Raw genomic sequence first — 13,166 nt, 5'->3', positions numbered from 1 at the left:
TTAAATTTAATATAGTGCGCCTGCGCCTGTATGAACATCATCGGTCATTTTATATACTTTGCGGCCTACGGTCTTGGCCTCTGCGAACATGGATGTAATGACCTCCTGCACTGTAGTAATCTCACTCACCAGACCCGCAATCTGTCCGGCCATTATTGAACCGTTCTCTGTATCGCCGTCCCGGACCGCTAGGCCCAGAGAACCCATTGCCAGTGCCTCCAGCTCCTCTTTGCTTGCCCCGCCATTCTCCAGCCTCATGTACTCCAGCGTCATACGGTTCTTAATGCTGCGCACAGGAACACCAAGCGAACGGCCGGTTACCACTGTATCGCCATCCCGGGCGGCAACCACCGCCTGCTTAAATTGCTCATGCGCCGGACATTCAATCGTCGCCAGGAAGCGTGTGCCCACCTGCACGCCTTGCGCTCCCAGCGCAAACGCTGCCGCCGCTCCCCGTCCGTCGGCAATTCCGCCGGCAGCAATAACCGGAATAGATACAGCATCCGCTGCCTGCGGAATAAGCACCATGGTCGTGGTCTCTCCCACATGGCCCCCCGCCTCCGTGCCTTCGGCCACAATCGCGTCGACTCCCAGCGCCTCCATTTTCCGGGCAATCTGCACAGAAGGAACTACGGGAATGACCACTATGCCTGCCGCCTTCCACATAGCTACATAATTCTTGGGCGAACCCGCTCCTGTGGTTACAACCTTCACACCTTCGTCTATCACCAATTGTGCCAGCTCATCCCGGTTAGGAGCCATCAGCATCAGGTTGACACCGAAGGGCTTCGTCGTTAGGCTTTTACACTTGTTAATCTCTTCCCGCAGCCGGTCCGCACTCATCCCGCCGGAGGCGATGACTCCGAGTCCCCCCGCATTCGATACCGCTGCCGCCAGTTCAGCGAAGGCAATCTGCGCCATGGCCCCCTGGATAATCGGATAGGTGATCCCCAGCATTCTTGCAATACTCATAATCGTTCCTCCTCAGACTCTTATGATTCCGCTTACCGTTCACGCCATCACGCCAAAAAGCGGATCGATAAGGAAGGCTCCCCTATCTCTCCGCTTGCTGCTTCTACACTATTTGGTGGCCGAAACCCACATTTTCTCCAGCCACTGATCGAAATTCTCGCCCTTCTCGCCTTCGTAGGCGTCGTAGACGTCAATCCGCATCTTCTTCAGCTTCTCTTTGAATTCTTCGTAAGAATGGTCTTTGGGGAGACTCTTCTTAATCCGCAGAATAATCTTCGATACCCCTCTGAACAATTCGGCTTTGTTCTTCGACGGAACTGTGACCTCTTCGCCGAAGGCTCTCAGCTTGTTGTATGCGGCTTCTTGAACAGTATATACAGGATCGCTGATCATCAGGCGATTAAGGATATCAATAATTTGTTTGTGGTTATAGCGGCCCAGTTCTTCCACTGCTTCAAGACGCGCTCTCCAGTCTGCGGAGCGGCCGGCGGATTTCTTCAGTTCCTCGTAATTCTCAGGCAGCTCTTGGATTACTTCTTCATTATTCAAACGATACAATCCCCTTCTTGGTTAAATCTGATATATAGAACGTTTATCTTACATAGTGCAATTCTACAGTACTGCGCTCCTTGATTTCAATCTTTTGTACAAACATTCTGGGATTGCGGCCTAACCGGCCAATATTATTCATTGCCTCCGGCATGACCGGCTTCCGGTTCAGCAACAGCCGCAGGCTTGCCGGCCTCGATCAGCACCTTGTTGCCCAGCAGGAAAAATCCTTGGATGAACAGCAGAATCCCCGTGATGATCAGCAGCCATTCAATCTGGATGAGGTCCGCCAGCGGCCCGAAGACCAGCATCCCCAGCGGCATCATTGAACTCGAAATCATGCCCAGCACCCCGAAGACCCGGCCCAGATAATCCGGCTCCACCTTCTCCTGCAGCAGCACTGTGGAGGGGGTATTGAAGAACGGCAGCGCAAGTCCCACCAGCCCCATTACGCCAAGATAAATCCAGAAGACCGGAATTACACCGAGCGCAAACGTACATAACCCGACGGCAAGGGCTGATAGGGTCATGGTGTGGACCCGGTTCCGGAAACCCGGCCATGCGGCCATCAGCAGCCCGCCAAGCATCATTCCGATAGAAAATGTAATTTCAATGGCGGTCAGCCGCCAGATATCCCCGCCGAAGGTTCGCGTAACCTGCAGCGGAGTCAGAAACGACACCGGGGCCGCGAGCACAAAGAAAAAGGCGCAGAAGATAAAAAAGCTTCTTATATATTCATGCTGCCGGATATAGCTGAAGCCCTGGCGCAGATCATTTAAATAGCTTAGTGTCTGTTCTGCAGCAGCCTTGGCATGAAGCGGCACCTGCACGAAGAAGAACAGCGTCAGGACAGCCACTGCAGCGGTAATCACATCGATGAAAAATATAACTTCAATGCTTGCCATAGTCAGCAGTGCTCCGCTCAGCATCGGGGACAGCAGCATCACCATTGCCTGGATACTGCCGTTGATTCCGCTGATCCGGGTCAGTTTGTCTTCCGGCACCAGCTGCGGCAGCATAGCCGCTACGGCCGGTGTCTGCACTCCGCCTCCAAGTGCCCGTACGGCAGACACCACAAATAGCAGCCACATCTGGTCGTATCCCAGCAGAAATAATATGGCCAGAACCAGCGTCGAGGCTGCGATGATGGAATCCGAGAGAACAATCAGCCATTTGCGGCTGTAACGGTCTGCCCAGACTCCTGCAAAGGGCGACAGCAAAAACATCGGCACAAATCCGCAGATAATCGCTAAAGTCATCATTACTCCGGACTGTGTATTTAGGGTAATATACCAGAGAATCGCATACTGGACCAGTGAAGATCCGAACAGCGAGACGGTCTGGCTGGTTAGGAAAAAGGCAATATTTCTCTTCCAGTCAGTGTTCATTGTCAGGGGATCCCTCCTCTTCCTCAGCACTTTAGAGTCATATTCTAGCATAGTTTGCACAGCGCCACCTAATGGATTTTGACCATGTAGAAACGTCTTTGCCGTCCTTTTTTAGGCGGTACCGTTTCAGCGAGAAAGATAAGGATAATTCATGCGCAGAGCATATAAATTCTTATCTTTTAAAGAACCCGGAAAAAGTATATTATGTACAAACTAATCAGCGAGAGTATAGGAGGCATGCCATAAATGAAAGCTATCGCCATTCATGAGACCAGCCCCGCTGGAAACTTATCAGAGATTGATATCCCTGTGCCCGTTCCCGGTGAGCATGAAATACTGATTGAAATGCACGCAACTTCTGTTAATCCGGCGGATTTGAAGGTCAGGGACGGCTCATTGTCCGCTGGCAGCAGTCCTACTGCTGACTTGCCGCTGATTCCCGGAATAGACGTTGCCGGAGTGGTAGTGAGTACAGGCAGCGGGGTAAGCCGCTTCAAAGCCGGGGATGAGGTGTTTGGGCTGAAGCAGGTAACAGCGGGCGGAGCTTACGCGGAGTATACGCTGGCAAGCGGGCATGAGCTTGCGCTGAAGCCGCGGGGGTTATCCTTCGAGGCAGCCGGCGTGCTGCCTGCTGCGGGACTTGCCGCCTGGCAGGCGCTGGCCGCGGCCAAGGTCTCCAGCCGGGACCGCGTTCTGATTCACGACGGCACGGGAGGTATCGGCAGCTTGGCTATCCAGCTCGCCAAGCTGCGGGGAGCTACCGTGATTACGACGGTAAGCGGCGATGAGCTTGATCTGGCCTGGGGCATCGGAGCCGACCAGGCGATAGACTGCCAAGAGCAGGATTTCGCCGCCATTCTCGGCCAGAGCATAGATGTTGTAATTGACACCGCCGGAGGTACCATCCTGAACCGGAGCTTCGCGGTTCTTGCGCCCGGCGGAAGACTGATCTCCACAGTGGAGCAGCCAGACCCGGTACAAGCGGCGGCCGGGAGGATCACTGCAGCGTACATCAGTCCCGCTGCCGACTCTTTCCAGTTGGCCGAGCTGGCCCGGCTTACGGCGGAGCACCGGCTGAAGCCGTTAATCGGCCAGTCCTTCCCGCTCAGTGCAGAAGGACTGCGCAGCGCACATCTGCTTAGCGAAGGCCAGCAGGTTCTGGGCAAAATCGCTATTACTATTAAATAGTAGGCAGCTACTGCGGAAACCCGTTTATTCTTAGAAGCATTAGTCCGCAGACAGCCGTAAGCTGCTTCACTAAAGTTCAAGCGGAGGAAATCCCGCCCGGCTCCATAGCCACAAGGGGGTATGGACATCAGTCGGCGCAAGGCCTGTATTCAGCAGCACAGTAACGCATGCTTCTGCCACCCGCCTGCGGTCTTCAGCAGTACCGATCAACACATCACAGCTGATAGGCATTCCGCTGATCGTTCAGGGACATGGCCAGGGTCAGCACATCCGGCAGCTCTCCGGCTGGAACAATGCCCGGCAGGGCATCCTCCGGCATCACTTCCCGCCCAGCAGCCCCTGCGTATGCATCTGCAGCAGCAGCTGTATTTTATCAAACAGGTTCGTCGGTATATGTTCCCTCAATTCAGTTGAAATTCATGCACCAGCACGACCAGCAGCACAGCCACAAGAATGCCGGGCAGAAGATTAGCTACCTTGATCTTGGTGACTCCCAGCAGATTCAGGCCGATCGCCATAATCATAATGCCGCCCGCCGCCGTCATCTCTGCAATACAGTCGTTCAACAGCGCATCCGGCACAAACCGGGTGATCTGTGTAGCGAGCAGGGCAATAATCCCTTCATATAGAACAACAGGGATGGCCGAGAACAGAACCCCTACCCCCAGCGTCGAGGTCAGAATAACCGAAATGAATCCGTCCATAATCGCTTTGGTATACAGAATCTGATGATCACCTTTGATGCCGCTGTCCAGCGCTCCGAGAATCGCCATCGCTCCCACCACATACACCAGGCTTGCCGTGACGAAACCCAGCGAGATGCTGCCCTGTCCGCCCGACCCCACTCTGCGCTCCAGCCAATTCCCTGCACGGGTGAATTTGTCCTCAATGTTGATCCATTCACCGGCTACCGCCCCAATCACTAGGCTTAGAATGACAATCAGGAAATCCCCGCTTTTGAGGCCCATCTGCACGCCCAGCACGACAATCGCCAGCCCAATCCCGTTCATCACCGTATTCTTCATACTCTCCGGTATCCGTTCCAGCAGCTTGCCCAGCATTGTTCCGATAATAATGGCTACTCCATTCACCAAAGCTCCCAACAGCACCATTCTCAGCAGTTCCCCCAACTATAATTTCTCTCTTATCTTAGCATTATAGGGGTAGTAGGCATTGCCTCGTCAAGAGTGATATCGGCCAGTCAGATGCACAAGCTTATCGGGATTCCGGATCAGATAAATATTATGAATAAACTCTCCTTCTGCATGCAGCAGCGCCGCCACTTCAATGCCTGCACCAGAGCGGACGATCAGGCCGGTCTGGCCGTTAATTTCAGCAATCTCCGGGATAGCCCCTTCCTCATAAAGTGGCGCCTTGCCGGTAATGCCGAATAGGAAGCGTGCCACGAACTCTCTAGACTGAATGGGATGAGCGGCAGCGGATCTCTTGCCTCCTCCATCAGAGATAAGCACAATATCCTCGGCAAGCATGGATACCACAGCATCGATCTTCCCCTGATGAAGCGCACCAAGCAAACGGCGGACCCATTCTTCGCTTGATGCTTCGGGCTGGATTCTCGCTTCCGGGGCAATTCCCATCTTGCCCTTGGCCCGGCTGAGCAGCTTGCGGCAATGAACCTCACTTGTGCCTACTAGTCCGGCTATGTCGGAATAGTCGAAGGCAAGCGCCTCGCGAAGCACAAATACCGCCCGTTCCGCAGGTGTCAGCCGCTCCAGCAGGACCAGCATTGCGTAGGACAACAGTTCGTTAGTAACTACCCCTTCAATGGCCTGATCCTCGGAAGTCAGAACAGGCACGGGAAGCCACTCGCCGAAATACTGTTCCCGCCGCTTGCGCGCCGACCTGAGCACATCCAGGCAGCGGTTCGTTATCATTTTGCACAGATACGCTTTGGGGTTGGACAGACGATCCGGATCGATCCCGTGCACCTTCAGAAATACGTCCTGCACCGCATCTTCAGCATCGGATACCGATCCTGTCAGCTGATAGGCGAGGGTGAACAGCAGCGCCTTGTACTGTCTATATAAGTTCTCCACTTCATCACGTCCATTCTTAACGGCTTGCTTCCATTCTAATCTATTTCAAAAAACTTGCGGCATCCCAGGTGAACTTTCTCAGCCGCCAGCCCAGTCTGCCTGTAATCAGAATGTCCAGCCCCCATTGATGTGTCCAGGCCATGCCGCGTCCCGGCCCCAGCCCGAAACAGAAAAATGTCATGTACGCTTTATGTTCAGGTGCAGGGCGTCCGGAAATATCTGCCCAGATGATCTTGGCCAGCCGTGATGCCTGCCCTATCGCCTCCTTACAGGTCTTCCCGTCTACATGGCCGCTTCCGGGCTCTGCAATCCTGGCACAATCGCCAATGCTGTACACACCCGGCGCGTCATGGACACGGTAGCTCGCATCTACACAGATGAAGCCGCCTGGCGTAAGCGGCAATCCCAGACTGCCAAGCATAGGACTCGGCTGCAGCCCGAGTGTCCAAATACATAACCCTGCCGGAATCGTAGTACCGTCATCCAGAGCTACCGTCCCCGCCTGGCTGCTGACTACTTTACGTTCATGCTTGACCTCTACGCCATACGTTCCGAGCACCTGCTCCAGCTTCAGCCCCACCTTGACCGGTCCCTCCGGAAATAAACGTGAACTGGCATTGATCAGTTGTATGCTAAGCCCATCCGGATCAAGCCCCAGCTGCCGGGCTTCCTCCCGGACGGCAAAAGCCAGCTCTGCCGATGTCTCGATACCACTTATCCCCGCCCCGGCCACGACGATGGTCATTAACCTCTGCCGCTCTACACTTTCCGTCACAATTGCCGCCTGCTTCAGATTGGCACGCCAGCTCTCGCGGATGCTCCCCGCAGCTTCGGGATCACTCAATACCATTCCGCCTTGCCCAGGCCCGGGTCCCCTCACTATACTGCCTGCTGCCAGGATCAGAATATCATAGCTTAAGCTGGCGGGTTCTCCTTCCGCACCGGTGTACAGCAGCCTTTTCTCAGCGGATACAATCCGGGTTACAGCGGCCTGCAGAAACTCCACCCCCTGTGGAAACATCTCTTTCAGAGGAATCGTGATCTGCTCATTTCCGGCAGCCACTCTAAATAGTAGCACCTTACGTAAATGATACGGATTCTGGTCAACCAGAATGATTCTCAGCTTATGTCCAGCCGTCTTCTCTTCTTTAAAAGTTTGTCGGATTTCTTTAACTGCATGAATTCCCGCATATCCGCCGCCAACCACGACACAGGTCCATTCCTTCATTTCAGCCACTCCCCATTAGGTTTTGCACATATAACGGGATCAGAGCGGATTCTGTGACCGGAACAGGCAGGTAAATTGACAAATTTCTGTTAACGGTGGTACGCTCTCTCTATTATCGTTCTCGTAATCTAAGCAGAACCGGACGGCTGTTTCAACGAAAAAGATTAAGGACAATTTATTGTATCTACATAAACTGAGCTTTAGCCTGCAACCGAATATTTCTATCTTTAAACAAATCTGGTGCGGATCTGTTCAAACCAAGTAAGGAGAGTCTCTATGACTGACCGGTACACCCTCGACAAAGGGAGCTTATCTAAGGAAATAAACCTTCTTCTTGCGCTTTTGACTTCCGGGAATATGAATGAAACGGCACAGCAGCATCCGCAGCTGTTCGCGGATCTGGACTGGGATTTATTCTTGCGGCTTACCCTGCATCACCGGGTATACCCTTATCTGTACCCGAAACTCAGCCGGATGGACGGGGATGTAATTCCTGCCAGCGTTCTGGAGCGGTTGAAAATGGAATACCGCCGCAACACCGTCCAGATGCTCCAGCTTAGCGGCGAAATGAGTAATCTCGGCACTCAGCTGGCCGAGCTGAATATCCGCTGCCTGTTCCTCAAAGGCCCGGTGCTTGCCCAGGCACTCTACGGGGATATCTCGCTGCGGACCTCACGGGACCTTGATTTCCTGGTGCCGATGGCGCAGCTGCAGGATACGGAAGCCCTGCTGATCCGGCTGGGGTATGTGAAGGAAGAAACGTTCGAGAGCATCCTCGGGGACTGGAAATGGCGGGAGCATCATACTACATTCAATCATCCGGTAAGTAAAATTAAGGCAGAGGTACACTGGAGATTAAGCCCGGGGCCGTCTAAGGAACCCGATTTCGATACGCTGTGGAAGCATGCGCGGACAAGCAGCCAATTCGGCCGGAATGTCCACTATCTGGGCCAGGAGGATCTGTTCCTGTTCCTGGCCGCTCATGGAGCCAGACATGGCTGGTCCCGGCTGAGATGGCTGCTGGACATCAAAATGCTGCTGTTGCAGCAGCCTGATTCCGCTGTGCTGACCCGCCTGCTGCGGCGCTACAGCTATAGCACCGTGGGCGGACAGGCGCTTATTCTGGCGGCCGGTCTGCTGGAGGCGGAGATAGCGCCCGGCTTGTCTGCTCTGACGGACAAGCCCAAAGCCCGCAGATTAGCGCAGCGCGCCTTATTCTACGTGGCGCGGATGGTCAATCTGCACAACCCTCCGCTGGAGCCGGAGGTCGAGCGGCATTATAAATATTATCAGCCGGCGATTCTATCCCGCTGGCATCAAGTGCTGTATGTAACGGGCTTCCTGTATCCGTATGCAGCGGATGCGAAGACGCTGCCGCTGCCGGCGGCGCTGCATTTCTTGTATTTCCCCCTGCGTCCTTTCCTGTGGACCTGGCGGAAGGTAACGGGTGTGGAGAAGCAGATATAGCGACCGGGATGCGGGAACCGCACTTTAGCCAACAACCATACGAGTTACCGGTCAATTGCTGCTGGACTGGCGGGGCTGGTGAGACGGCGGGATTGGTGGGAATGGTCGAGCTGGTTGGACTGGCGGCTGGCGGGGCTGGTGAGACTGGTGGGGATGGCGGGACTGGCGGGGCTGGTGAGACTGGCGGGAATAGCAAATAAACACTTTAATTCTCGCATTCGAGGCGATTGCCGGCAGAACAGAGACTCTTAAGTAGACACTAGAGGCATTACAGTGACTCTTAAGTAGGCTCTAGAGGCATTAATGTAACCTTGAGTAAGCAATATCGGCATAAATGTTGTACGTTTTACAACTTTGGTCTCTGAATAGACGGGTGTTCGGGAGGATTGTTGTACAAAATACAAGAATAATCCGGCAAAGCCGCTTTAATACGCTGAAATGCTGCATTTCATACAACAATTCTGGATTTGAGCCGATAACAAGAGGAAAATGTTGTATTTCGTGCAGGATTTTAAAAACTTGCCGGATTTCTACCGTATACAGCGGATGAATCAGGAGATTCATCCGGCAACAGCGGCCGGAAACCGGAATTCCAATACTACCGCCGGTTCGGCCAGATTGGGCGGACAGCTTGCACGCACAGCTTGCACACACAGCTTGGACGGAAAGCTTGGACTGACTGCTTGGACTGACTGCTTGGACTCAAGACAATATAGGGGAGGGGCTAATTAGCCCCTCCCCTATATCGCTTCTTCCTGCCCGCTAAGCAAGCGGCTGAACATACCGCCCTTCTCCGAAGCCAGGCCGCTGTATATCCCCTGCTGGATCACCCGGCCCTGGTCGATGACCAGAATCTGATCCGCTCCCCGGATCGTGGACAGGCGGTGGGCAATGACGATGACCGTCACCGAGGTCTTCAGCCGCTCCAGCGCCTCCTGAATCCGCTTCTCGTTCTCGGTATCGAGCGCACTTGTTGCCTCATCGAGCACCAGGATGGACGGCTTGCGGATGATCGCGCGCGCCAGCACCAGGCGCTGCCGCTCCCCGCCGGACAGGCGTACGCCGCGGTCGCCGAGCAGCGTATCCAGTCCGTCCGGCAGCTTGCGGACAAAGTCCGCCGAAGACGCAAACTCCAGCGCCTCCCACAATTCCTCTTCCTCCGCATCCGGCTTGATCATCGTCAGATTATCGCGGATGGTCGCGTTATACAGAAAAGGGTCCTGTGCAACATACCCGATCGATCTCCGGTAAGCCAGCAGCCGCTCACCTGTGATTGGCTCGCCGTCAGCCAGGATCTCTCCGGTCTCCGGCTGCATCAGCCCCATGAGCAGATCAACGAGCGTGCTCTTCCCGGCGCCCGAACGGCCGACAATGGCCGTCATCTTCCGGGCCGGAATCACAACATTTACCTTCTGAAGTGAATACTCCGGTTCCTGCGGATGATAGCGGAAATCGACGTTTCTGGCTTCCAGGCTATGCTTCAAGGTCATAGGGGCTACCGCTTCCCCGCCTTCGACCCGGTCATGCTCCACAGCGGCAAGACATTCGTCCTGCAGCAGCTGCAGCTGTTTGAAGGATGGCAGGACGGATGCCAGCTGCTCCATCAGCGACTGCAGGGTCGAGAAGGTCGGCCAGAGCCGGGTGAACACCAGAATAACCAGCAGCAGGTTAGGCCCCTCCGCGTGCATGAACCGGAAGGAGACGAAGATAAATACGGCAATCAGCAGCGTGGAGGATAGTTTGTACAGCAGCTGCGAATTCGAACGCAGACGGGTATAGTCCAGCTGCTCCCGCTTCACCTCTCCAGTGAAGGCATGCAGCCACTCCAGCCGGGAATGCTCCAGATTATTGCTTTTGATATCCTTGATTCCGTTCAGCTGATCCGTAATTCCGCCCAAATAGGTCTTGCCGAGCTCCGTGCTGCGGCTGCCGAGCCGCTTGGCCTTACGGATGAAGCGGCGGGAGAATAGAGACAAGAGGACGGCGCAGACAAGCACCGAAAGCGTCATCTTGGGGGACAGCCAGAAGGCGAAGCCGATCTGCACAAGCGTGAACAGCAGCGAGGTGAGAAACTGCAGGAAGCAGCTGATGCCGGCAAGCACTCTGGCCAGCTCCGTGGTCATCACATTGATCAGATCGGAGGTCCGCTTTTTCAGAAAAAAAGACCATTCGGCCCGCAGCAACGCGCTATATACCTCATACCGCAGCTGTCTGCCGTAGGTCTGCTGAATCTCCACATTGCGGATGGCCACAGACCGCGCGATCAGATTCTGGCAGAGCACAATGAAGACATAACTGCCCAGTACCAGCAGCAGAGCCGTTGTCTGCGGCAATTCGGAGATAAAGCCGAGCCCCGGGAGATGGTAACCAGCCGAGGCTGTGCCGCCAAGCTGAATACCGGCCATACCCAGCATAGGCACAAGCAGCAATATGGCCGAGCTCTCCAGCAGACCGCTGATCACCATGCCTGCAAGATTGAGATATAATTTGACTCCCGACAAGCGCTGAAGCTGCCGGACATAATAGATTATCGCTTGCATGGGCCCACCTCGATCACTCGGCTTGTAAGACTTTGGCGAATTTCTCCACAACTACGAACCCCTGCATAGCATCGTCACCGGACACATAATATGCCCCGCTGCGCAGCCAGGCATGGGCGATCATCTGCCCCTGCTTATCCCGCGCCACTCCCATATAGAGGGTGCTCTCAATCCCCCGCTTCTCCAGCATCTTCAGACCGGCCACGGCTCTGACCATACAGGTGCTCTTCCAGGGCGTATAACGGCTCATCACGCGAATGACCTTCGTAATCTGCTGAATGCGGGGAATATCCGTGTCTTTGGATACCGCACTGGTCTCCAGGGATTGCACGCCGAGCTGCGGAGCAGTTCTGGCAAAAGGGAACAGCAGCTGGATTCTAACCAGCAAAAGCCGCCATAACGCTTCAGGAATCAGCGCCAGTGCGGCCTTATCATACATCAGCAGATGGCGGACGCGCCGCAGGGTCATCATGGCCCGCTGACGATGGCGACGAGATCCTCATTCAGCAGGCTCTGCACAAACTCAAACACGTCCTGCCGGGCCAGCTCCTCCGGAACCTCAAACATCTCTTGAATGATCCCGGCAATCTGGCCGATGGATACCGGCGAGGCCAGCGCCTCCCAGATCTCTCCCCCAACCTCACCGAGGTTGTAATACTTCCCGTTCTGCACATTCAGCATCACCTTCTCGCCATCCATGTCGCTGGCAATATTGCCTTCCCGCTGGACCAGAACCGATTCAAGGGACAGGACTTCTGCTGTATTCATATTCATAGATTCATCTCCTCCACCTTTTGCGTAATCGTCTCGAATATAAGCGAGGTCTGCTGCGCTGCACTGAAGCCCTGTTCGGGGCGGGTAAGCCGGTACATTGGCAGCCGACCCACGAAGGAAGCCAGCATACCGAAATGCCATTCCCTGACACCTATGCGGTCCACCAGCGCTTTTTGATAAGTATGATTATATAAGGTATGGAACCGTTCCAAGCCGCTGATAGGCTCTAGCGTAACCGGTCCGTCCTGCTGCGATACCGCCAATTCAAATATTCCGGCCAGCGACAGCGGTTCAGTCTGAAAGCGGTCATGTACAGGTACGGCAAACTTGGTCTCCCGCTGAAACAGCGGGCGGAACGCAGACGAATTCATTCCCAAATAGTCCAGGCTCTGCTGCCACAGCTTCTGCTGCGGGTAACCTGGAACAGCTAATGGAGTTCCATTATGCACCAACACGGGAATAACGTCGTCACTGACCAGAAGATGGCCCTGATCCATCAGATACGAGGCAAGTGTAGATTTGCCGGCCCCTGAACGCCCGACCAGCGCGTAGGCTTTGTTATCCAGCACAAGCGAGCTTCCATGAAGGGCGAGTATGCCTTTTTGCATCAGCAGAACCCCCATGCAGCTGCCCAGAATGAACAGGCGGATGCTAGCAGGATCAGCATGCTCTACCGGAGATACAGTGATTTTACTGCCATTCTGTATGGAAAAGACAGCCGTGTCTTTGACGATGAACATCACTTCATTCTCCGCTGTGCCAAGACTGGCTGTAATCTTTGGGATCGACTCCCAGCGCTCCGACAAATCAGCCTCTACCACAGATATGCTGCCGAGCATTCCAGGCTGGTCCGTACGGGGAAGTTCCGGCAAAGGAAATTCGCTGAGGATTTGCAGACCAAAGGCCTTATATCCGGGACATTGAACTATGCTTGCCATACTCTTCACTCCATCCTTATCAATTTCACCCGGATCCTGCGGATGATGTGAGGATAGCCCTTATC

General features: G+C 54.6%; 12 protein-coding genes. 2 read left to right on the top strand and 10 right to left on the bottom strand.

Annotated elements, in window-relative coordinates:
* Nucleotides 1-6: 6 nt before the first annotated feature.
* From PBOR_RS04260 to PBOR_RS04250, 3 genes are all read right to left on the bottom strand, one after another.
* Entirely contained in the window at nucleotides 7-972 is a 966-nt protein-coding gene (locus PBOR_RS04260) for a nitronate monooxygenase (protein WP_042210629.1), read from the bottom strand.
* A gap of 108 nt (nucleotides 973-1,080) precedes the next feature.
* Nucleotides 1,081-1,521: a HEAT repeat domain-containing protein gene (locus PBOR_RS04255; protein ID WP_042210628.1), complete on the bottom strand. Its 441-nt coding sequence runs from the start codon at nucleotides 1,519-1,521 to the stop codon at nucleotides 1,081-1,083.
* A gap of 134 nt (nucleotides 1,522-1,655) precedes the next feature.
* Nucleotides 1,656-2,909, bottom strand: a complete 1,254-nt coding sequence (locus tag PBOR_RS04250; protein ID WP_042210626.1) for an MFS transporter — start codon at nucleotides 2,907-2,909, stop codon at nucleotides 1,656-1,658.
* A 246-nt stretch (nucleotides 2,910-3,155) separates the two neighbouring features.
* Here PBOR_RS04250 and PBOR_RS04245 point away from each other — a divergent pair, with 246 nt between their 5' ends.
* On the top strand, nucleotides 3,156-4,097 hold the full coding sequence (locus tag PBOR_RS04245) for an NADP-dependent oxidoreductase (RefSeq protein ID WP_042210625.1): 942 nt from the start codon (nucleotides 3,156-3,158) through the stop codon (nucleotides 4,095-4,097).
* Between the two features lie 401 nt (nucleotides 4,098-4,498).
* On the opposite strand, the gene PBOR_RS04240 is transcribed toward PBOR_RS04245, so the two are convergent.
* The 3 genes from PBOR_RS04240 to PBOR_RS04230 all read right to left on the bottom strand — a co-directional run bounded on the left by PBOR_RS04240 (nucleotide 4,499) and on the right by PBOR_RS04230 (nucleotide 7,382).
* Entirely contained in the window at nucleotides 4,499-5,209 is a 711-nt protein-coding gene (locus PBOR_RS04240) for a DUF554 domain-containing protein (protein WP_042218897.1), read from the bottom strand.
* A gap of 69 nt (nucleotides 5,210-5,278) precedes the next feature.
* Complete coding sequence (gene sigJ / locus PBOR_RS04235; protein WP_042210624.1) at nucleotides 5,279-6,154, bottom strand: RNA polymerase sigma factor SigJ; 876 nt, start codon at nucleotides 6,152-6,154, stop codon at nucleotides 5,279-5,281.
* A 40-nt stretch (nucleotides 6,155-6,194) separates the two neighbouring features.
* Nucleotides 6,195-7,382: an NAD(P)/FAD-dependent oxidoreductase gene (locus PBOR_RS04230; RefSeq protein WP_042210623.1), complete on the bottom strand. Its 1,188-nt coding sequence runs from the start codon at nucleotides 7,380-7,382 to the stop codon at nucleotides 6,195-6,197.
* A gap of 357 nt (nucleotides 7,383-7,739) precedes the next feature.
* On the opposite strand from PBOR_RS04230, the gene PBOR_RS04225 reads away from it, so the two are divergent.
* The gene (locus tag PBOR_RS04225; RefSeq protein ID WP_245648030.1) at nucleotides 7,740-8,849 is read left to right on the top strand and encodes a nucleotidyltransferase domain-containing protein; all 1,110 of its coding nucleotides are present in this window, start codon (nucleotides 7,740-7,742) and stop codon (nucleotides 8,847-8,849) included.
* Nucleotides 8,850-9,589: 740 nt separating this feature from the next.
* On the opposite strand, the gene PBOR_RS04215 is transcribed toward PBOR_RS04225, so the two are convergent.
* Genes PBOR_RS04215 through PBOR_RS04200 form a run of 4 tightly spaced genes read right to left on the bottom strand, consistent with a single transcriptional unit; the run spans nucleotide 9,590 to nucleotide 13,101 of the window.
* Nucleotides 9,590-11,389: an ABC transporter ATP-binding protein gene (locus PBOR_RS04215; protein ID WP_042210620.1), complete on the bottom strand. Its 1,800-nt coding sequence runs from the start codon at nucleotides 11,387-11,389 to the stop codon at nucleotides 9,590-9,592.
* A 13-nt stretch (nucleotides 11,390-11,402) separates the two neighbouring features.
* Nucleotides 11,403-11,861 (bottom strand): lasso peptide biosynthesis B2 protein, encoded by a 459-nt coding sequence (locus PBOR_RS04210; RefSeq protein ID WP_042210619.1) that lies wholly within the window; start codon nucleotides 11,859-11,861, stop codon nucleotides 11,403-11,405.
* Nucleotides 11,858-12,163 (bottom strand): lasso peptide biosynthesis PqqD family chaperone, encoded by a 306-nt coding sequence (locus PBOR_RS04205; protein ID WP_042210618.1) that lies wholly within the window; start codon nucleotides 12,161-12,163, stop codon nucleotides 11,858-11,860. The genes PBOR_RS04210 and PBOR_RS04205 overlap by 4 nt, the downstream gene beginning before the upstream one ends.
* Nucleotides 12,160-13,101, bottom strand: coding sequence for a phosphoenolpyruvate carboxykinase (ATP) (locus PBOR_RS04200; RefSeq protein ID WP_042210616.1), 942 nt, complete (start codon nucleotides 13,099-13,101; stop codon nucleotides 12,160-12,162). The genes PBOR_RS04205 and PBOR_RS04200 overlap by 4 nt, the downstream gene beginning before the upstream one ends.
* Nucleotides 13,102-13,166 lie beyond the last annotated feature (65 nt).

This window comes from Paenibacillus borealis (genome assembly GCF_000758665.1).
GTDB classification, from domain to species: domain Bacteria; phylum Bacillota; class Bacilli; order Paenibacillales; family Paenibacillaceae; genus Paenibacillus_AQ; species Paenibacillus_AQ borealis.
The sequence above is the reverse complement of the archived record's forward strand: the minus strand, read 5'-3'. Positions and strand labels throughout refer to the sequence as shown.